Annotated in this window: 18 protein-coding genes; 11 read left to right on the top strand and 7 right to left on the bottom strand. The window is 53.0% G+C overall.

Going from position 1 to position 20999, the window contains the following annotated elements; genetic code table 11:
- Nucleotides 1-4 precede the first annotated feature (4 nt).
- Nucleotides 5-643, top strand: coding sequence for an START domain-containing protein (locus H144_RS0126570; RefSeq protein ID WP_019945158.1), 639 nt, complete (start codon nucleotides 5-7; stop codon nucleotides 641-643).
- 30 nt (nucleotides 644-673) lie between these two features.
- Nucleotides 674-1822: a galactonate dehydratase gene (gene dgoD, locus H144_RS0126565; protein WP_019945157.1), complete on the top strand. Its 1149-nt coding sequence runs from the start codon at nucleotides 674-676 to the stop codon at nucleotides 1820-1822.
- Between the two features lie 3 nt (nucleotides 1823-1825).
- On the opposite strand, the gene H144_RS0126560 is transcribed toward dgoD, so the two are convergent.
- Entirely contained in the window at nucleotides 1826-2590 is a 765-nt protein-coding gene (locus H144_RS0126560; protein ID WP_019945156.1) for a phytanoyl-CoA dioxygenase family protein, read from the bottom strand.
- Nucleotides 2591-2754: 164 nt separating this feature from the next.
- Here H144_RS0126560 and H144_RS0126555 point away from each other — a divergent pair, with 164 nt between their 5' ends.
- The 3 genes from H144_RS0126555 to H144_RS0126545 are packed head-to-tail and all read left to right on the top strand — an operon-like array spanning nucleotide 2755 to nucleotide 6183.
- Nucleotides 2755-4491 (top strand): histidine kinase, encoded by a 1737-nt coding sequence (locus H144_RS0126555; RefSeq protein WP_157505186.1) that lies wholly within the window; start codon nucleotides 2755-2757, stop codon nucleotides 4489-4491.
- Nucleotides 4479-5240, top strand: a complete 762-nt coding sequence (locus H144_RS0126550; RefSeq protein WP_019945154.1) for a LytR/AlgR family response regulator transcription factor — start codon at nucleotides 4479-4481, stop codon at nucleotides 5238-5240. The genes H144_RS0126555 and H144_RS0126550 overlap by 13 nt, the downstream gene beginning before the upstream one ends.
- A 7-nt stretch (nucleotides 5241-5247) precedes the next feature.
- Nucleotides 5248-6183 carry an alpha/beta fold hydrolase gene (locus H144_RS0126545; RefSeq protein ID WP_229208003.1) on the top strand — a complete coding sequence of 312 codons (936 nt, stop codon included), beginning with the start codon at nucleotides 5248-5250 and terminating at the stop codon, nucleotides 6181-6183.
- Here H144_RS0126545 and H144_RS0126540 read toward each other — a convergent pair.
- Complete coding sequence (locus tag H144_RS0126540) at nucleotides 6177-7322, bottom strand: hypothetical protein (protein ID WP_169409432.1); 1146 nt, start codon at nucleotides 7320-7322, stop codon at nucleotides 6177-6179. The two genes, H144_RS0126545 and H144_RS0126540, sit on opposite strands and share 7 nt — an antisense overlap.
- Here H144_RS0126540 and H144_RS34975 point away from each other — a divergent pair.
- On the top strand, nucleotides 7240-7659 hold the full coding sequence (locus H144_RS34975; RefSeq protein WP_019945151.1) for an FKBP-type peptidyl-prolyl cis-trans isomerase: 420 nt from the start codon (nucleotides 7240-7242) through the stop codon (nucleotides 7657-7659). The two genes, H144_RS0126540 and H144_RS34975, sit on opposite strands and share 83 nt — an antisense overlap.
- Nucleotides 7660-7721: 62 nt before the next feature.
- Here the strand turns inward: H144_RS34975 and H144_RS0126530 are convergent, their stop codons facing one another.
- The 5 genes from H144_RS0126530 to H144_RS0126510 all read right to left on the bottom strand — a co-directional run bounded on the left by H144_RS0126530 (nucleotide 7722) and on the right by H144_RS0126510 (nucleotide 14988).
- The gene (locus H144_RS0126530; protein WP_019945150.1) at nucleotides 7722-8432 is read right to left on the bottom strand and encodes a hypothetical protein; all 711 of its coding nucleotides are present in this window, start codon (nucleotides 8430-8432) and stop codon (nucleotides 7722-7724) included.
- A gap of 158 nt (nucleotides 8433-8590) precedes the next feature.
- Complete coding sequence (locus H144_RS32485) at nucleotides 8591-11710, bottom strand: efflux RND transporter permease subunit (RefSeq protein ID WP_019945149.1); 3120 nt, start codon at nucleotides 11708-11710, stop codon at nucleotides 8591-8593.
- Nucleotides 11711-11780: 70 nt separating this feature from the next.
- Nucleotides 11781-12869, bottom strand: a complete 1089-nt coding sequence (locus H144_RS0126520; RefSeq protein ID WP_019945148.1) for an efflux RND transporter periplasmic adaptor subunit — start codon at nucleotides 12867-12869, stop codon at nucleotides 11781-11783.
- Nucleotides 12870-12884: 15 nt separating this feature from the next.
- A complete protein-coding gene (locus H144_RS0126515; protein WP_019945147.1) occupies nucleotides 12885-14135 on the bottom strand; it encodes a TolC family protein in 1251 nt (416 codons plus the stop codon).
- A gap of 157 nt (nucleotides 14136-14292) precedes the next feature.
- Complete coding sequence (locus tag H144_RS0126510) at nucleotides 14293-14988, bottom strand: response regulator transcription factor (protein ID WP_019945146.1); 696 nt, start codon at nucleotides 14986-14988, stop codon at nucleotides 14293-14295.
- Between the two features lie 221 nt (nucleotides 14989-15209).
- Here H144_RS0126510 and H144_RS0126505 point away from each other — a divergent pair, with 221 nt between their 5' ends.
- The 5 genes from H144_RS0126505 (at nucleotide 15210) to H144_RS33485 (ending at nucleotide 20990) form a co-directional block, all read left to right on the top strand.
- Nucleotides 15210-16055, top strand: a complete 846-nt coding sequence (locus H144_RS0126505) for a GNAT family N-acetyltransferase (protein ID WP_019945145.1) — start codon at nucleotides 15210-15212, stop codon at nucleotides 16053-16055.
- Nucleotides 16056-16154: 99 nt separating this feature from the next.
- A complete protein-coding gene (locus H144_RS0126500) occupies nucleotides 16155-17330 on the top strand; it encodes a caspase family protein (RefSeq protein ID WP_019945144.1) in 1176 nt (391 codons plus the stop codon).
- A gap of 12 nt (nucleotides 17331-17342) precedes the next feature.
- Nucleotides 17343-18806, top strand: coding sequence for a DUF4384 domain-containing protein (locus tag H144_RS0126495; RefSeq protein WP_019945143.1), 1464 nt, complete (start codon nucleotides 17343-17345; stop codon nucleotides 18804-18806).
- Between the two features lie 155 nt (nucleotides 18807-18961).
- Complete coding sequence (locus tag H144_RS0126490; protein ID WP_019945142.1) at nucleotides 18962-19687, top strand: hypothetical protein; 726 nt, start codon at nucleotides 18962-18964, stop codon at nucleotides 19685-19687.
- 34 nt (nucleotides 19688-19721) lie between these two features.
- Nucleotides 19722-20990: a caspase family protein gene (locus H144_RS33485; protein ID WP_019945141.1), complete on the top strand. Its 1269-nt coding sequence runs from the start codon at nucleotides 19722-19724 to the stop codon at nucleotides 20988-20990.
- Nucleotides 20991-20999 lie beyond the last annotated feature (9 nt).

Here is a 20999-nt window from a genome sequence, read left to right as displayed (position 1 = left end):
ACAAATGCGAAAAATCATCCTGTTACTCGTTACCCTCTCATTATACGCGCCGGCGATGGCGCAAAGCAAATGGAAACTTATTGCCGAAGAAGACCAGATCCGCATTTATTCCTCGGCCGTGCCTGATTCGAAGATCAAAGCCATTAAGGTAGATTGCATTGTGGATGCTTCCGTGGCCGAAATGACGGCACTGATACTCGACGTCGAGGCGGGTACGGAGTGGGTTTATAAAACCAAATCCTGCAAACTCGTTAAGAAGGTTTCCCCTACCGATTTGTACTACCATTCCGAAATAAGCCTGCCGTGGCCGCTGGATAACCGCGATTTTGTGGCGCACCTCGTGGCGCGGCGCGATCCTGCGACCGGCGTCGTAACGGTGGACGGGCCCGTGGTGTCCGGCATGGTGCCGGAAAAGCGCAATGTCGTGCGGGTAATGGATTCCAAAGGGCGCTGGGTGCTGACGCCGCTGGCGGGCAAAACAAAGATCGAATACATGCTCCATACCGATCCGGGCGGTTACCTGCCGGCCTGGGCCGTGAACGCTTTTGCGGCGGAAGGGCCTATGGAGACATTTAAAAGCATGAAACAACAGCTCAAATTGCCGAAATATAGGAACGCCTCCCTTACATTTATAGCCAATTAGAAAGGTTATACATTGTAAAAGAAAAATAGCATGAAAATCAGAAGTTACGAGCTGTTCCAGGTACCTCCCAGATGGTTGTTTTTGAAAATAGAAACCGACGAAGGGATTGTCGGGTGGGGCGAGCCGGTGATCGAAGGCAAGGCGGCCACCGTAGCGGCAGCCGTGCATGAGCTCATGGAAGCGCTTATCGGCAAAGACCCGCTCGACATCGAAGGCCACTGGAATACGATGTACCGGGGCGGCTTCTACCGGGGCGGACCCATTCTGATGAGTGCCATCGCGGGCATCGACCAGGCGCTGTGGGACATCAAAGGCAAGTTTTTCAACGCGCCGGTGTACCAGCTACTCGGTGGTAAATGCCGCGACAAAATCAAAGTATACTCCTGGATCGGCGGCGACCGGCCCGATGAAGTGGCCGGTGCGGCCAGGGAATGCTTCGACCGCGGGTTCAAGGCGATTAAAATGAATGCGACGAACGAAATGCAGTATATCGATTCTTTTGAAAAGATCGATCTGGCTGTGAAGCGCGTGGCTTCGATCCGCGAGGCATTGGGCTACGGACTTGAAATCGGGGTGGATTTTCATGGCCGTCTGCACAAGCCGATGGCGAAAGTGCTCGCGAAAGAGTTGGAGCAGTTCCGCCCGATGTTCATCGAAGAGCCCGTTTTACCGGAAAACAATGAGGCACTGCGCGAAATTGCCATGCATACCTCCATTCCCATTGCGACGGGCGAGCGGATGTTCAGCCGATGGGATTTCAAAAACCTGCTCATGGACGGTTACGCCGACATTATCCAGCCCGACCTTTCCCACGCCGGCGGCATTACCGAATGCAAAAAGATATTGTCGATGGCCGAGGCCTTCGACGTAGCGGCGGCGCCGCATTGCCCGCTGGGACCGATCGCGCTCGCCGCGTGCCTGCAAGTCGATGCCACCTGCCACAATGCATTCATCCAGGAGCAAAGCCTCGGCATTCATTACAACCAGGGCAGCGACCTGATGGATTACCTGAAAGACCGGACGGTATTCGATTACCATGACGGTTTTGTCAATATTCCTTCCGGCCCGGGGCTCGGTATTGAAATAGATGAAGAAGTAGTGCGTAAAATGGCTGGTATCGGCCATAACTGGAAGAACCCGCTATGGTCGCACGACGACGGCAGCGCGGCCGAGTGGTAGCGACTACAATGCCTCCCGAATAGCCCGCTCGACCGGGCTATTTCCATTTACAGACAATTCGTGCCGCAGCAACAACGGTGGCTGCGCCATAAATTTCGGCGTTATCCCGTGGTGCGGCTGTGCAGCGTGAACTAGAAACGGGTGGCAGAGATAGACCGTCCCCGCCTCGCCCGTCGCCAACACCACTTCACGTTCCGGCATACCGTCGAGCATTCCGGCGATTTCCATGAATGACAACCCGGCGTCTCCCGCGCTGCGCAATGCGCGGGCTACGTCCGCATGCGAGCCGGCGCGTATGCGTGTGGGCGCGTCTCGCTCGCTCACGGCCGAGTACAGGAAGAGCATCAGCAGGCCGCAGCCTTTGGAATGGATATTCACCCGCCATTCGAGGTAGTTGGCAGGGTTATCGCCGGGAAAGCCCGCGTCGACGTGCCAGCCGGTATCTCCGGGATCATCGTGGGACGGGAAGCGCACCGGAAATGTGCCCATACTGCGGCAGGGAAGCCATTTACCGATCCCTACCAATTGATCGAACGCTGCCTGCAACGACGGTATATTGGCAGATTGAACGAAGGGTTCCTGCTGGTACATGCCCAGGCGGATTACCGGTTTCGTCCAGGTGGCGGGGTTGTTCCGGTCTACCCCCAAATCACGCCAGAGGATGTCGCGCACCTGGTCGGCCAGCTCGGCAGAGAAGACGTTTTGCAGCTTGACGAAGCCCTGGGTAATGAAGTGGTCTATTTGTCCGGGAGTCAATATTTCCTGCATTGTTCCAATGATTTGTGCGGCTTCGCATCGATGGTACCGCGTATAATTTACTGCTATTTTACCTGATCATGTCGGATTCAAGGTAAAAACTACCATATTCAGTTTTGGCTGGGCAGCTGTCGGAACGCGTGGCGATTTTGCGGCATAACCAGACCATTCGCGACATGAAAAAAATTGTGCTTCTGCTTTGCCTGCTGCTTCCCGGAACTGTTTCCGGACAATACAGCGCAAACAACATGCTTGCCATTAAGGAGATCCATCAGGGCGTCGTCTGCGATTCCTGCATTGTCACTATGGCGGGGAGCATAAATACTGCCCCGGACCAGGTTTCGTTCCTGACGCCCAACCGCGACAACCAGTTCCTTTATACAGATTCCACCCTGACCAGAGAGCTCGCTACCGTCGATCCTTCGAGATTTTTCATAGCGATGGGCAGCTTTTCGCTCGACTTCTACCCTTTTACCCGCGTACTGACCAGCAAACGCGACACCATTCCGCACCTCGATCTAAGTTCATTACAATTCAGGATACGGGAAAACGGGCAGCTCAAAAGAGACTGGACCGATATTGCTTTGCTTCCGAAAGACCCGGATTTCTACATTGGCCATGCCGACATGAACTCTTTCCGCGATGCGCCGGAAAACGTCCAGACCACGCCCGCGGAACATTACCATGCCGGTCAATTCGCGCTTCGGCTCAACGAATCGCTGCATGTCGAATTCCGGAACAGGATCACTTTGGTCAGCGTGTACCATTTTTCGATTACCCGCGTTCGAAGTGTGCCCGATTACTTCAATTTTGTCGACTTTTCGTCGGATAAAAGTTTTGAGGAAATCCTGAACACGGAAATTAACAGGGCCCGCAAGGAACAGGGGCCCCAGGCCAGTCACTTTGAAATTGCTGCCGGCCACTCGGCATTGCTCCGGTTTTCGAATCACGACCAATACTATTTTTTTGGTAAAACGCCCAGAAACAGCGGCATTGAATACGCGATCGGCAGGCCGGAAAACTGGCAGCGGCTGGGCGGCGAAAGTAATGTGAGGTACACAACGGGGTATAGCTATATTTACATTGACAAACCCCAAGCCGGTGAAACTGTGCGGGTTTTCCTCCGCTACCGCCACCAGCCGGAAAGCATTCATGAAGTGACGGTGAGCGTGGGCTACTATCCCGGAACGGCCAAATGGGTGGACTGGGCATTAGGCATCGTCGGGGTGATGCTGCTGGTCATACTCTCGATTTTTATCCAAAAACAACGTCACAAACGCCAGCTAGCCAAAATCAGCCACAAGAAAAACGAGATCGAGAACCAGCTGCAATTGCTGAGCGGACAGCTGAACCCGCATTTTCTTTTTAACTCCCTGAATGCCGTGCAATCGCTGATCCGCCAGAAAGATCCCGACGCGGCAAACCTTTACATTACCGAGGTAGCGACTTTCATGCGGACGATCATGGATAGCGGGCGGAAAGAGCTCGTATCGCTCGCCGAGGAAATCGAAGTGGAAGAACGGTACATTGCATTGGAGCAAAAACGAAAGGCATTCGCCTATCATTTTTACAATGAATGCGGCCACGACCTGGCGGCCATCGATTTCCCGCCATTGCTTTTACAACCTATTATCGAAAACAGCATCCGTCACGGCCTGGGCGAGCCGGTGAAAAACCCGGCGCTGACCATTACCGTGCGTTGTACGTCCACCGACCTCATCGTGCGCATCGCCGATAACGGCATCGGCTACGACACGTCGGTAAAACCGGCCGGTCATGGCCTTTCCTTAACCGGCAGGCGCATTGCGCTGATCAACGAAAAGCTGCCCGCCATGCAAATTGTGCTCGAAACCCGCACCGCGCCGGGCGAAGGTACCGCGACTGAAATCAGACTATTGAAATGGCTCTCATAAACCCGATCCGCTGCTTTATCCTCGACGATGAGGTCCAGGCGGTGCATAACCTCCGGCTGGCGCTGGAAACGCATTGCCCGGAAGTGGAAGTGGCCGGATTCGCCCACACCGTGCAGGAGGCGCAGCAGTTTCTGACGCAATTGCAAACGGACATCCTTTTCCTCGATATCCGTTTACAGAATGAAACCGGTTTCGATCTCCTGAAACGGCTCGGCGGTTACCGCGGCAGCATAATTTTCACGACGGCCTACGACCATTACGGCATTCAGGCGGTGAAATTCGCAGCGACTGATTACCTGCTCAAACCGCTCGATCACCGCGAGCTGACGGAGGCCGTGACGAAAGCCATCGACCGCAAAAGGGAACGCGACCAAAGCGCGCAGATCGCGATGCTGATCCAATCCTTCGAAAATATGCCGGCGCAGCGGCAGAAGAAAATCGCGCTGGCAGAAGCGCAGGAGATCCATTACGTGGAAATCGATGAGGTTATTTTTTGCAAATCCGACAACAGCTATACGACGTTTCATCTCCGCGGCGGCCGTAAAATCACCGTAAGCAAGCCCATTGCCGATTACGAGGGCATGCTCGAACCGTACGGCTTCCTGCGAACGCACCAATCCTATCTGATCAACAAAAACCGGATCGTATCATTTAAAAAAGAAGATGGCGGATATTTGCTGATGGAAGGCAACCACCAGGCATTGCTCAGCCGGCAGCGACGGCATCTTTTGAGAGACTTAACCAATTGATTTTGAATTGAAGGCGCGCATTCTATTTATAACAACATTATCGTTTTTATTCGCCCTCTCTGGCCAAGGGCAGTCGTTGTATTCCAAAGCTTTTGGCAAAGAAACCGATGATCCCATTATATTTATTCACGGTGGTCCGGGAAGCAGTTCTGTGTATTTTGAAGCCACTACTGCGCAGACGCTGGCTAGTGAAGGCTTTCATGTGATCATCTACGACCGGCGCGGCGAAGGGCGATCGAAGGACAGCACGGCCAGGATGACCTACGAAGAATTCTTCGAAGATCTGGACCGCATCTACCAAAAATACCGCATTTCACGCGCCCATCTGATCGGGTTCAGCTTCGGCGGGCTGATCTCGGTACTATATGCAGAAAAGTACCCGGCGAAAGTGAAATCCATTGTTTTGACCAGTGCATTGATTTCCCAGCAGGCATCTTATAACACAGTTCTCCATTCGGTCGGGCGTATTTACACTGCTAAAAACGACACCATCAATCTGGCCGCTATTCGCAAAATCATGCAAATGGACAGAGAATCTCTTGCATACCGGACGGAAGTCTTCGCACATGCATCGAAAAATAGCTTTTTCAGTCTGCGCAACCCAAGCCCGGAAGCCGCAAAGGTTTATGCAAATTATCAAACCGATCCACTAATCCGAAGCTATGTCAAAAACGACCGCGCCGTGGAAACGCTCTGGAAGAATGAAACACGAAAAAATATCGACGTAACGCCCGTTTTAAAAAAGCTTGTACGGCGCCGAACTCCGGTATATGCTATTTACGGAAAACAGGACGGTCTTTATTCCGAACAGCAAATTGAAGCGCTGCACCGCATTGTCGGAAAATCCGGATTGATTTACCTTGAAAACTGCTCGCACACGGCGTTTGTAGATCAGCAGGTGCAGTTTATCGCGGCGCTCAAGGGTTGGCTTAGGGATCAATAGGGAATGTTCAGGTTGCTATGCGTTTGGGGATCGAATTGCTCGTAACGGTATTCTATTATATCAACCTTTTCGTTCTTTGGAAAATAACCATCACCTTCAAAAAAACCCTTTCTGCATTTTCTGATATAATCCATTTCAGGTTTCGGTATTTGTGTTGTGTCAATCTCCTGTTTGTTCCGCATGTTAGTCGTGTAGCGGTGCCGTTCCTTTACGACGCGGTTTTGCTTGTCGTAGCTGTACCAGATTGTGTCAGGACCTGCTGCGGAATAATACCGCTTTAAATACATATGCCCGAACCATGCCATTTTAAGTTTCCCGTCGACGTCGTAGGCATACTTGCGTGTAAAAAAATCTGTCGTGTCGTTCTGTGGTTTGTGCAGGATGTACAATTTAAAATGACTCGTGATTCGCGCCTTACCGTCCCGTTCCCAGCGTTCTATATCGGTTATATTGCCTGGCTCAATCACATTTGCCCCGCTGGTTTTAACTGTGTCGCCTGTGGTTGTATATCTTAGTGCGACAGTGTATCCGCCGCCAATACCGGAATTGTTGTTCTTGGGTATAAACCCGTGGCGATGCTTTTCGACGACCAGTCTAGCATTTTTGTCATATTCATACCAAGTGGTGTCGACGCCAGCTGTGTTCAATTCATCGCTATCCCCGTGCCAATAGCTGATCGATTTCACCAACATATCCTTTTCATAAAAATTCAGCACCTTCCGGCTTGAACGGCCGAAGTTGAATGATTCGAGCACGCGGTTTTGCCGATCGTAAAAAACCGTCTCGATGTGCAAACCGTTTCGCCATTTTGTTCTGATCCAGGCAATTGAGTCACCCGGCGATTGCAGTCTCGGAATGGATTTATCGAGCGAATAATCCGCATTGTCGCAACCGGCGAGCAGCATGCAGACAGACATACAAAACGTTAATCTACTCAACATAAAAGGTATAAGACTGACGGCGGTAAATTTTACACGTTGTTTACATTGTTTTACAAAAAAGCCTTTGCACGGCCTGTGCCCTGTTTTAGTTTGGATGCTCCAAAACTGACCCAATATGTACAGGACACATTTGTTTTCTTTGGTCAAAGCACTGACCCTGTTTACGGCTGCATCGTTGCTTTCCTGTTCAGCCAGCAAGACAAAACGGTCTCCGTCCGGCTTTCAATATGTGGTATTAATCAAAGGCCATGGACCGAAGGCGCAGACCGGACAACATGTCTTGCTTTTCGAAACAACCAGCTACCGGACGGGAGAAGTACTTTATTCCAACGAAAATTCTACCACACCCGTAAAGGTGCTCATCGGCGGCAATCAGGCAACGCAGGCGGTCGATGAGGCCATTCTAGGTATGCGTGAAGGCGAAGTGAAGAGGATCATAGCGCCACCGCAACTGGTCAAACGCTCCGGTTACCCGCCGAATGTACATCCCGATTCGACGTTGGTTATCAAGCTCATTCTCCACAAGATTCTTTAAAAGATTGTATAAAAAAAGCGCGGCAGATACCTGCCGCGCTCCATTCCATTCATTTACAACAATCACTTCACGGCAGCACCTTCCGTCAGTTTCACTTTTACAGAAGTATAATACAGCGTTGTGGTCGCTTCGAAACCGGAGTCGGTGCCGAAGATGAGCCAAAGGTTGCCGTTGGCATCTGTTTTACCTTTGAATTCTCCGGTTTTGGTCAGGAGTTTATAGCCTACCTTGTCGGTGCCGTTACCGATGTCACCGATCACCTTCATGTCTTTGCCGTCGTTTTTCTGCTGGATTTTGTCGATGTTCATGCGGTAGTGGTCCAGGTTATCGACGGTGCTTTTCGGTTCGACGGGTACCACGCCGATGCCCACGCTGACGGCATTAGGCGCGCCGCCTACCCCGGCCCAGCCTTCCGATGGCGCGTCCGAAGCGAATTCCAGCGCGAATGCCGCCGTGTATTCCGTGTTCGGTTTCAGTCCTGCCATTTTCTTTTTGAAATACATAAACAGGTCGTCGCTGTGGTTATTGCCCGAAATGCGGAAACCTTTCTTCTGGGTGTCGAGCGGCGCGGGCAGGTTGGCGATGCCTTCTTCCAGCTTCCAATCCGTATCCATTTTCACGGGGTGGTCGGAAAACCCGGCTGTCCAACCCCTCTTGTCGCCATTGAACTGGTCGTTCAGTTCGAACTGCGGCGGCAGCACGACGTCGGCATCGTCGTCGTTGCAGGCGAGAAACAGGAACGGCAGTCCGAGCATTAGCACTAACTTTTTCATGAGCTTTTATTTGGTTTTAAAATCAGCTTAGTGATGCAAAACCCCATTGCATTGGTTGGAAAGCTCGCTGCAAAAGTAGTACCGGCCCGGCACTGTCATCCTGAAAATGAATTATATAGGTTATGTGAAATTTTTCATCCAATACCGGACCCTACCGGTCAGGCTGCGGCTGCACGCGGTGCCCTGCCCTGTTTTTTCCGGTTAAAAAACGTGTAAATGATCGGGAAAACGAGCAGGGTCAGGATCGTCGCCGTGATGAGCCCGCCGATCACCACGATGGCCAGCGGCTTCTGGGTTTCGGAGCCGATTCCGGTAGACATGGCCGCGGGCAGCAGGCCGATCGCCGCCATCAACGCCGTCATCACCACCGGCCTGATCCGCGATTTCACGCCCTGCCGTACCGCCTCTTCCAGCGGCATCCGCGCGGCCAGGTTTTTATTGAACACCGAGATCAGTATCACCCCATTCTGAACGCATAACCCGAACAGCGCGATGAATCCGACACCCGCCGAAATCCCGAAGTTCATGTGCGTGACGTGCAGCGCGAGGATCCCGCCTACCAGCGCGAATGGTACATTAGCGAGCACAAGACCGGCGTCTTTGGCATTGCTGAACATCATGAAGAGCAGAATGAAGATCCCGATAAGGCTCACGGGCACCACCTGCGCGAGGCGGTCGGTGGCGCGTACCTGGTTTTCAAACTCGCCCACCCATTCCACCGAGTAGCCTTTGGGCAGATCGGTCAGTTTCTCCTTCACGCGCTGTTGTGCCTCTGCGATCGTTCCGCCGAGATCTCTGCCGCGGACAGAAAATTTAACACCGATAAACCGCTTGTTATTATCCCGGTAAACGAATGCGGGCCCGGTGATTTTGCGGATCGTCGCGATCTCTTTCAAAGGAATTTTGCTGCCCGTGAGCGTGGGTACCATGAGCTGTTGAATGCTCTGCTCGTCGGCGCGGTATTCCTGCTTGTAGCGCAAACGGATGTCGAATTTCCGCTCGCCTTCGTAGAGAATGGAGGCCGTTTTCCCGCCGATCGCCATTTCGATCACCGCCTGGGCATCGGCGGTACTGACGCCGTATTGGGCCATTTTATGGTCGTGCAGGATCACGCTGATCTCCGGCTGACCGATGTTGCGGATCAGGCCCAGGTCCTTGATACCGTCCACATTCCGCACGGCGTCCATCGCCACGCTGGCGTATTTTTCCAGCTCCTGCAAGTCGGAACCGAATATTTTGATCCCATTGCTCGCCTTGTAACCTGCTACCGCCTCAGCCACATTGTCGACGATCGGCTGCGAATAGTTGTACAAAACGCCGGGATAGTTACTGAGCCGCTTGTTCATTTCATCGGTCAGCTGCTCCACGCTGATCTTCCGTTTCCATTCCTTTTGCGGCACCAAATCCACCTGGAACTGACAAAAATAGAAGCCGTTAGGATCGGTTCCGTCGTTGGAGCGGCCTACCTGGGAAAGCACCTGCTTCACTTCGGGGAATGTGTTGAGATCGCGGCGGATCTTTTGCGACATTTTCACGCTTTCGGGCAGCGACATGCTCATCGGCAGTTCGGCCGTCACCCACAATGCACCCTCGTTGAGCTGGGGCAAAAATTCGGTACCCAGCAAGGTTGCCGAGAAAAGCGAGATACCCAGGAAGGCCGTGGCGGCGATCATACTGATCTTTTTATGGGCATAGCACCATTCAAAGCCCCTCGAAACGGTTTTATCGAAGAAATTGACGACCGGATTGTTCTTCTCGCGCACATTTTTATTCAACAAAAACGAGCATAGCACCGGAACCAGCGTCAGCGTATAAAACAATGCGCCCAGCAATGCGAAACCCAGCGTGTAAGCCAGCGGGCTGAACATTTTGCCCTCCACTTTCTGAAAACTGAAAATGGGGATCAATGCCGTAATAATGATGAGTTTGGAAAAGAAAATGGCCTTCCCGAGCTCTCCGCCCGTCTTTTTGATCAAACCTAACTTCGACAAACGGTTGAATTTTTCCATTCCCCGCTTGTGCGCCAGGTGGTCCAGCGCGACGAACACGCCTTCCACCATCACCACGGCCCCATCGATGATGATCCCGAAGTCGATCGCCCCCATCGAGAGCAGGTTCGCCGACATGCCTTTGAGATACAAACAGGTAAATGCAAACAGCAATGCAAGCGGGATAATGATCGACACGATAACGGTCGTGCGCCAGTCGGCCATGAAAAGGAACACGATCACGGTCACGAACACAATGCCTTCCACGAGGTTATGCTTCACGGTATCCGCGCAGAACTCGATGAGGTTGTCGCGGTCGTAAAAGGTCTTCATTTTCACGTCCGGCGGCAGTATTTTGGTATTCAATTCGGTGATTTTCTCCTTGATACGCGCCAATACCTCGCTGGGGTTCTCGCCTTTTCGCTGTACGACAATGCCCTCCACGACGTCGTCCCTGCCATCCAGCCCCACCTGTCCCACACGCGGCAGGTCCGACTCCTTCACGTCCGCGACATGCCTCACGAGCACGGGGTAATCCTTCACGTATTCGACAATGATATTCTCGATGTCCTGCGCCGATTCCAGCAGCCCGATTCCGCGCACCACGTACGCCTGGCCGTTTTTCTCGATCACATCCCCGCCGACATTGATATTGCTTTTGGTAACCGCCTCGTAAACGTCCAACGGTGTGATGTTGTACTTCTGCAACGCCGTAGGGTTCACCTGCACCTCGTAGATCTTTTCGCGACCGCCGAATGCGACCACGTCGGCCACGCCCGGTACGCTCCGCAACTGCCTGTCGATGACCCAGTTCTGCAATGTGAGCAGTTCGCGGCTGTCGCGGTCCTTACTTTCGAGGGTATACCTGAAAATCTCGCCCGTAGGCCCGTAAGGCGGCTGTACTTCGGGATCTACGCCATCCGGCAGCGATACGGTACGAAGCTGGTTGTTCACCTGCTGTCGCGCAAAGAAGTCCTCGACACCGTCGTCGAAAATGATTTTGATTACCGACAGCCCGAACATGGTCACGCTCCGCACATTGGCCTTTTTCTGTACGGAGTTCATGGCAATCTCGACCGGCTGCGTCACAAAGCGTTCGATCTCCTCGGCGCTACGCCCGTTCCATTGCGAAACGATGATGATCTGCGTGTTGGTAATGTCCGGAAATGCTTCCAGCGGCGTTGCCCGATAGCTCGCAACGCCCGCCACCACCAGCAGCCCGGTCAGGAAAAATATGAAAAAGCGGTTCCGGAGAGAGAAGCCGACGATTCCTCTGATGAATTTGTTCATGAGATAATTTTGAATGATTGGAATTAGTCAGGAGGTCAGGCGTAACACTTGACAATCCTTGACTACTCACTCATTGATTTAGCGCATTATAGATAAGCAACTGATTCTGAGACACTATCCTTTCCCCGTCCGCGAGCCCGCTGCGCACGTAGGCGCGTTTGGAAAGGTTGCGGAAAACTTCGATGGGCCTGGCTTCGATCTTGCTTTTGCTGGTGAATACCAGTACCCAGTTTTTGCTTCGGTCGAAAATCACCGCGCGGGACGGTATCGAATGCATGCTTTCCTTTTCCTCGAAATTGAGATTTACCGTGGCGTGCATTTCAGGTTTCAAACGGTAGCTCGCATTCGAAAGCTGGATGCGGATCTTCATCGCGCGCGTCTCCGGGTCGAGGACATTGTAAATCTTGTCGACTTTTCCCTTGAAAACTTCGTCGGGGAAGCTGATCGTCTTGATGTCCGCCGGCATGCCCAGATGGATTTTGGGAATATCGCTCTCGTTCACATTTGCCATCACCCACACGTCGGAAATCTGGCCGACGGTGAAAAGGCTTTCCGCATTGTCGGAACGCAGCTGCGTGCCGCGGTTCACGTTTTTGTCAACGATAAATCCGTCGATCGGCGAGCGTACCACGTAACCGGCGGATTTGGAAACGCCGTAAATCGAGAAAACGGTTTTCACGCGGTCCAGCTCGGCCTGCGACTTATCGACCATCTGCCGCGCCGTGATCACATCGCGCTCGGGTACCAGCTTGCTTTCAAACAGATCTTCGGTGGACGACAGGTTTTTCTGCGCAATAAGCAGGTCCGACTGCGCTTCAATGAGCTGCCGTTCCAGGTCCGCCACTTCGCCGGAGCGGATCGTAGCCAGTTCCTGCCCTTTGCGTACATGGTCGCCCAGCTCCACCTTCACGTCCTCCACATTCCCGCCCACGAGTGGAAACACGCGGATCACGCGGTTTTCATCCGGCACCACCTTACCTACGAGCGTCAGTTCATTACGTACGGTTTCGGTGCGCACGGTATCGAGTACGATCTGCCGCATCATCGAATCCGAAAGCATGAATGCCTTCGACTCTTCCTGCTGGCCGGTTTGCTTCTCACAGGACGTAGTCCACACGGCTACCATTCCGCCCAGAATGGCAAAAGCTATTTTTCGCATTGTGTTTTTGATAGTTTAAAAGCCGAATAACTCCTCTCCTACGACGAAGTTCAGTTCCTCGTACACCTTCACGCGATCGGATTGCAGCCGGTTGAACTCGCGGACGGTTTCGTTGTAGGTTTCGATAAAATCAATGAATTCGAGGAGGGTTATATTTCTTTTCTGAAAATTGTCGTACATGCCGCGGTTAAGCAGCAAAAACTGGTCGGTAAATCGCTCCTCCACGCTCCGGAAGGTATTCTCAGCGACGGTTACCTTGTTCCAGGCGGCATTCACCTCGTTGGCGATGCTGTTGCGTTTTGCCGTTTCCTGCGTTTTGAAATAATTGATCCCGCTTTTGGCGGCGCGGATATTCCCCTGATTCCGGTTGAAAAACGGCAGGTCCATCGCCGCCGAAATACCAAAATAATGGAACTGGTAGTTACTCGCCTGGTCGTACACCGCCCCTACCTGCACGTTGGGTTTGGCCAATGCTTTTTGCAGATTATAGTTCAATTCTGCCTGCTTCACGCTCGATTCGGCCACGCGCAGGTCGGTGCGGCGGAGTAATGCGAGGTCGCGGAGCTGATCGGGCGTTTGCGCGCCCAGCTGGTAGCGTGCCATATCGGTACTGTCGATCACCGGCACCACAAATGCCTCGCTGTTGAAATAGATACGCAAGTCCCGCTGATTTTCAGTCATTTCAAAAAGAATATCGGCCCGGTTGTTACGCAGCTGGAAAAGCAATGCCTTCAAACGCACCACTTCTTTGAGCGACACATTGTTACGGCCGTATTCCCGGTCGAACGCATCAACGGTGGTCCCCAGCGTTCCGATCTGGCTGTCCAGCAATTGCAGCGTCTGGTTGAGGAACCAGGTTTCGAAAAAGATCTGCCGGAGGTCGAATTTCAGCGTCCGGGCGAGATCGAAAAATTCCAGCCCGGTCTTCCGTGTCGTTTCCACATCCAGCGCTACCTGTTTCGTTCGCTTCCCGGCGCGGGTGATCACCTGCTGCAAACTGATAAATTTCTGCCCGCCGCGGCCCACGTCCAGCCAGCCCCGCGAAGGGTTGTAAGCGCTCAGTTCGACGTTCAGGTTGGGATTATCCCAAAGCTTGTCCTGGATTTCCGCCGCCTTCGCGATATCGATCTGGTAGCGCTCGGCGAGGAGGGTCAGGTTGTTTTTCAAAAATAAACTGTCCGCCTGCCGGACGGTAACTTTCAGGGTATCCTGCGCCCACGAGACAGTGCTCATACAGGCCAGTAACCCGATCAGGTAAAATCGCATAACTCTTGTTTTTGACATTGCAAAGATGGGCAAACCAGCCGTTTCCGGCATTACGAATGCATTTAGAAAATCATTAAAAGTATATTAGGAAAAAATTAAAAAAGGCATTTGAGAGCAATCAAGGCACATTTAATGCCCCCGAATGCGTTCGGCCGCATTAACCCTCCATTAAAATGTACCCCAGCCCCGGCCTCGTCTGGATCAGTTTCACCTCGAAATCCTTATCGATCTTTTTCCGCAGGTAATTGATATACACCTCCACAAAATTCGTCCCCGGATCGAAGTTCAGGTGCCAGATGTTTTTCGCCAGGTCCATTTTGGAAATGACCGTCCCCGGGTTCAGCAGGAAATATTCGAGCAAGGCAAACTCCTTGGCTGTCAACCCGATAAACTTCCCGGCGCGGGTCACCACCTTGGTATCCACATTCAGTTGCAGGTCAGCGATGGTCAGTACCCGCTTGCCCGCATCCGACCTGCCCACGCCCGCCAGCCTCAGCGCCGCGTGAATGCGCGCGATCAACTCCCTGAAATCGAACGGTTTGACAATATAATCCGTAGCACCCTTGCCCAGGCCTTCCACCTTGTCCTCTACCTCGCCGTAAGCCGTGAGCATGATCACGGGCAGCAAGGGCTTGAACGCGCGGATTTGGCGGCAGACGTCGAAGCCATTCAGGCCTGGCAGGTTAATGTCGAGCAAAATAAGGTCATAACGGCCTTCCAGCGCCATTTTCTTGCCCGTGAGCCCGTCCCGCGCGATTTCCGCATCGAAATTTTCCGATTGCAGGACCCGGTAAATGTTCTGCGCAATGCGCAGGTCGTCCTCGATAATGAGTATCGTTTTCTCCATCTTCATACTTGTTCCGATCAGGTTTGCGTCAAAAAGAAGAGTCAGGAGTAATACAAAGATTGGGATTCGGGATTTGGAACGGCGACAGAAAGTGATTAGATTTTAATTAAATATCGGACAAAACAGGCACAACAATTTAATAATCAATGCATTAAATAACAGGCCAATTTCAATTCGAAATCTAACGGCAAAACTAACCTTTAACTATATACGCATTTAAATCAGAGATGGCAAACACCACTATCATCAGAACCATGCTGGCATCCGACATCCCGTTCGGAATGCAGCTCGTGCAGCAGGCCGGCTGGAACCAGCTCGAAGCCGACTGGAACCGCGCCCTGGCGCTCCATCCCGAAGGCTGCTTCGTGGCAGAGCGCGGCAACATTCCGGCCGGGACCGTGACGACCTGCTATTTCGGCAGCGTGGCGTGGATCGCGATGGTGCTCGTGGATACTGCCGCACGCAACCAGGGCATCGGGCAGAAGCTAATGGAGCATGCCCTGGCACACCTGGATAGCCTCGGCATCGAAACCCAGCGCCTCGACGCCACCGTTTTCGGCAAAGGGCTTTACGAAAAGCTGGGCTTTGCGGAGGAATACGAAGTGGTGCGCATGAAAGGCATCGCCAAAGCACCCGGCTCACTGGGCGACGAGGCCGTTCGGTGGTCGGCGCACACCCCGGCCGCACCGCTGTTCGGGCTCGACTACCGGGTTACCGCGACCCGCCGAGAGGCTTTTTTGCAGTCGTTGGCGCACGACAACACATTTTATTACTCCCTGCTCGAAGACGGTCTCGCATACGCCGGTTCCCGAAAGGGGCGCAATGCCGTGCAGATCGGCCCGGCGATTGCCGCCACGCCGGAAGCGGGCCGCCAGCTTTGCGATGCCATGCTCCATCATTACGACGGACTTCCTGTTTTTGTCGATATTCCCGTGGCGAACAAAGCGGCCATGCGGTGGGCAAAAGCAAATGGTTTGGAAGAACAGCGGCGGTTTGTAAGAATGTTTAAAGGGAAAAAACTGAACGACATTCCCGAATCGATCTGGGCAAGTTCGGGGCCGGAAAAAGGATAAAACATTCACCCTTTATTTGTTCGCTTCAAATTAGTTGAATTAATTGCACTCCGTTTAATATTTACGCTCCGTTCCCCTTTTGTCTCAAACATTGTCAGCATGAATCGCCTTCTGAAACGTCCCCTTTGCGCGCTTTGGATCGGAATTATTTTGCTATTTGTCAATACATTAGCCCATGCGCAATCATTTTACGCCGTGTTGGTAGCGGATACCCGCGATGCCGTTCTGGGTGCAGGTTGTGAAAAAGATCTGGAAGAAATGTCGCTTACGTTACAGGGGATTTCTAAAAAAATCGGGTACCAGTTTCAGGAAATCATTTGCCATGAAGACCAGTTTGGGAAAAGCGGAATACAGGAAGCTATTTCAAAAATTCAATGCAATCCGGACGACATTCTATTTTTCTATTATACTGGCCACGGAATTAACAGCACCGACGAAAAAAGTACATTTCCTGTTTTATATTTCAAAGACGAAAACCTGGAACTGGAAATGGTCCACCGTCTTTTGAAAGCGAAGAACCCACGCTTCTGCCTCACCCTGGCCGACTGCTGCAACAACTTGCTCCCCCGCAGCCAAAGCCCGCCCACGCCTGTGACGAGGGGCATCACCGTCACGCAGGACACGAAAATCATGCGCGACCTGTTCGTGGAAGCGCACGGCGACCTGCTCATCAGCAGTGCCAAAAAGGGCGAACGCGCCACGGCACATCCGCAAAACGGCAGCTTTTACAGCAAAACCTGGATACAAGCCCTCGCCTACGCGGGAAGCAACAGCAGCCGGGTGTCGTGGGAAACCCTGCTGGCCGATGCCGAAAACCGCTTGCAGGAAACGCTCAAAAATCTGCCCGATTCCCAGAAACACCATTCGCAATGGGCTGGTACCTTACCCGCAGTCCTGCCGGCCAAGTTATCCGAAGCCGACAAGCTTACCGCGCGGCGCCTCACCGACCTGCAATCCTACATTTCGATCATCGCCGATCAAAGCCTCTCGACCGAGCAGCGTGAGCAGGCCGTGGAACTGGCCATCAGCCTGTTCGCAAACGACCCTAGGGAGAATGGTAAACAGCGCTCGCCCCACGTGCTGGTGACCCGCAAGAACGGTACCACTGCCTCGGTACCGGTGCGGATTTATTTCAAAAACCTGATGCACGTAAAATTCGATCAGGTGGAAATCACCGGCCACAATGCCTCTCCGGTAACTGATCAGGCGGGTTTGAAGATACTTTTCAGGGATATCACCGTAAAAGACACTGTGCCTATCCCCGGATTCCAATAGAACTATTTGATAATGAAAACGTTACCTTCCATTGCATTCCGCTTACTGCTGATCGGCGCTCTATGGCTGCCGGTAGCCGGTGCAATGGGCCAGCGGCGTGCGATGGGGCTTAAAATCGACGATGCCAAATACCTGCGGGTGCCCCGGAAATCGCCCAATATCGTATTTAAAGGCGCATTACCACCCGCATTCAGCATTCGCGGGCTCCTACCCGCTATCGGCGACCAGGGCGACGATGGCACCTGCGTGGGGTGGTCGGCCGCCTACTACATGCGCACGGCCATGGAGGCGGGCAAGCTCGGGCTCGGCAACCAGCCGGCGAAGATCGCACCGATGGCATTCTCGCCGGGCTGGCTGTACGGACAGATCAAACTCGGCCCCGAGGCGGGCTGTGCCGAAGGCGTGTTCCTGGAAGATGCCCTGGAAGTGATGAAAACCAAAGGCAGTGCATTCCTTTCCTGCGCGCCGGCGAACTGCAACGTCGATTCGGACCACTGCGACGACAAAGCCGCGAACTTCAAAATCGGCGATTATATGACATTGTTTAATCCCAATGAAGCCGGTAGCAGCGCTGAATACCGGGTTGCGGCCATCAAATCGGCATTGGCGGAAGGCAGGAATGCGGTGCTGATCGGAATGCTGATACCCGAGTCGTTTATCGGGGAAACGAAGGAAAACTGGCAGCCGGCGACAGCCGAAAACCCTGAAAATACCATCGGAGCGCATGCTATGGCCGTCGTGGGATACGACGATGCCGTCAACGGCGGGTCGTTCCTCATTGCCAACAGCTGGGGCAAAGGCTGGGGCAAAGACGGCTACGTCTGGGTCCGCTACGCCGACCTCATCCGCTTTACCAAAAACGCCTACCAGATTTTTGCCGAACCACTCGTGAAACCCCAGCCGCAAACGATTACACTCAAAGGAAATGTCGATTTCATGGCGGGTAATGCTTCCATGGCGGTCGGTTCGACGGCATTCAGGGGAAAACCGGCGCCGGGCGAAAGGACCGATATAGTCGCTTATACGATGACGCAGCCCTATGCCTCCGGTACGCGGTTCAAGATGGTAGTGCACAATTCGCAGCAATCGTATGTCTACATCCTCGCCTCCGACCGCGAGAACAGGGTGTCGGGCCTGTTCCCCTACCATACCGACGACCTCACCACGAGCGCCGTCGTCCCCGCCAACAGCGACGTGCTCATGCCCTCGCCCGACGCCTCGTTTACCCTGGACGACGTTGCCGGTGAAGATTATTTCATCGTTTTCATCTCCCGCAACGAGCTGAATCTCGAAGAACTTGCCCGTAAAATAAAAAATACGGCCGGCAGCATTACGCAAAAAGCCTACGGGGCATTGGGCGAAGAATTTATTCCGGCCAAAGAAATTGCCTACGCGCCCGGAAAAGTATCTTATGAGGTAAAGGGAAATCCAAAAGGAAGCGTCGTGCCCATTATTGTGAAAATAGTACACCAATAAGCGGCACCAAATTAGGCGAATATATGTGACCGGTTTGACTTCAATTGCTTATTTTTAAAATCAAATTATCATACTCAATCCTCTTCGTATTGGACAAGTCATTCTTTACCAGTCAAACTGCGGCCCGAAAGTCCCGGCCCGGCGCATTATTTCCCATGCGGAAAGTTGTCGCGGTTTCGTTTTTGGTAGGAATCATTACCCTGCTTCTCTCCCCGGCTGCGAACGCGCAGGACAAGATCATTCAGAAAGACGGAAAGGAAATTAAAGGGAAAGTCCTCGGAACGGATTCCAAATATGTAAAATATAAAAGGGCTGATAATCCCGACGGCCCCGATTACTTTATTTTCCGGTCGGAAGTCGTGCGCATCGAATATGAAAACGGCCGCACCGAACTGAAATTGGGATTACAGAAACCACGTGAAAATGCGCCGGCAACACCGGACGGTTTAAAATACCTGGAACAAAAAATCAATCGCTACCAAAAGCGCAGTACCATTTATCTGGCGGTGGGGTCCGCCGCCATTCTGGGCGGCGCAGCGACGCTCATCAAACTGAACAGCGATTTCAATACTTACAAACGTGGTATCAGGCAAACCAATGATGCCTATATTGCCTGGTACAAAGCCAATTACGACCAATCCCCTCCCGCGGCGGACCTGCAGAAACAGGAGAATTTCCTGCGGTTCGCTTCGCCCGGAATATATGCAGGGGCAGCGGCGGTGCTGGGCGGCATTGCATTAGACCTGATCGGTCTTAAAAATGTACATTTAACTAAAAAAACTCGCACCGAGCTCGCCCAGAAGAAAGAAGTGCTGTCGTTCCGACCATACTATGACGCTCCCGCACAGGCTGGCGGGCTCAGTATCGCACTCTCATTTTAAGTCAAGGCTCCCGTTACACCCTATTCAACGTTACATGAAGCACTTTACTACCCTCTTCACGATCTTTACCTTCGTTTTTTGCGCCCTGCAAAATCCAGTTACCGCGGCGGATACCCGGGCCGATACGCTTTACCTGAGAAACCGGGAAAAGAAAGTCGTGGAGATCAAAGAGGTCTACCCCGACCTGGTAAAATACAAATCGCCGGATGCCAAAAACCTGTCTTCCCTACCCTTGAAGGACATCGCGGAGATCGTCTACAACAATGGGGTGAAGGACGTTTTCAACCGCTTCGAGCCGGATGGTAAGCCGGAGATCAAATGGCTCACGAACGCCGCATACAGCGACAAGCCGGACGTAAGACTGGCCGCATGCGTCGTGAACGAGTCCGAAAACCTGCGCATAGAGGTGAACGGGGTGAGCATTCCGATGGAAACGCGCTCCTTTAAGACGTTGAAATCGAAAGAAGAAGGCTGCGCGGGCGGCTTGCAGGTATTTCCGCAGGTGGTACTAACCGAAGGCGGCAATACCATACGGCTGACAGCCACCAATAAATTCGGGACGAGCCATTCTGAAACGCTGTCGATCCTGTATGAAAAAGCCCGGAAACGCATTGCGCTGGTCGTGGGTAACTCCAAGTACCAGGCAGGCTCGAAGCTGCAAAATCCCGAAAACGACGCGCGGGCGATCAGCCAGAAACTGGTAGACCTCGGTTTCAATGTGATCGAGCGGATCGACGCCAGCCAGATGGACCTGCGGGCGGCCGTCGCACAGTTTGGCAGCCGGATACAGAGCCAGGACCTGGAAGTGGCGTTGTTCTACTATGCGGGCCACGGCGTGCAGGTTTCGGGTAAAAACTACCTGATACCGGTGGATATCAGCCCGCAATCGGAAATGGAGATGAAAATGCTCGCCGTTTCCGCCGACGAAATCCTCGACCAGATGGCTTCGGGGGACGAAAGCTCGCAGCGTACCAACATCATGATCCTCGACGCCTGCCGCGATAACCCGCTGAGCCGCAGCTGGACGCGGAGCACGGGCGGCAAAGGCCTCGCGAGTATGAGCGCCACGCCGGGCACGCTCATTACATTTTCGACCAAACCCGGTTATACCGCCCTTGACGGCGACGGCAGCAACAGCCCGTATACTTCCGAGCTCCTGAAAGCGCTCGACGTGCCGGACCTGCGCCTCGAAGACATTTTCCGCACCGTACGCATCCGGGTGATGGAGCTCACCAACCGGCAGCAGGTACCCATGGAAAACAGCCTGCTCACCCGCGAAGTGATCCTGAACCGTACCCGGTAGCATTATCCT

This window comes from Dyadobacter beijingensis DSM 21582 (assembly GCF_000382205.1).
In the GTDB taxonomy this organism is placed as follows: domain Bacteria; phylum Bacteroidota; class Bacteroidia; order Cytophagales; family Spirosomataceae; genus Dyadobacter; species Dyadobacter beijingensis.
Note: the sequence above shows the minus strand (reverse complement) of the source record. Positions and strands in the feature narration are given on the sequence as shown.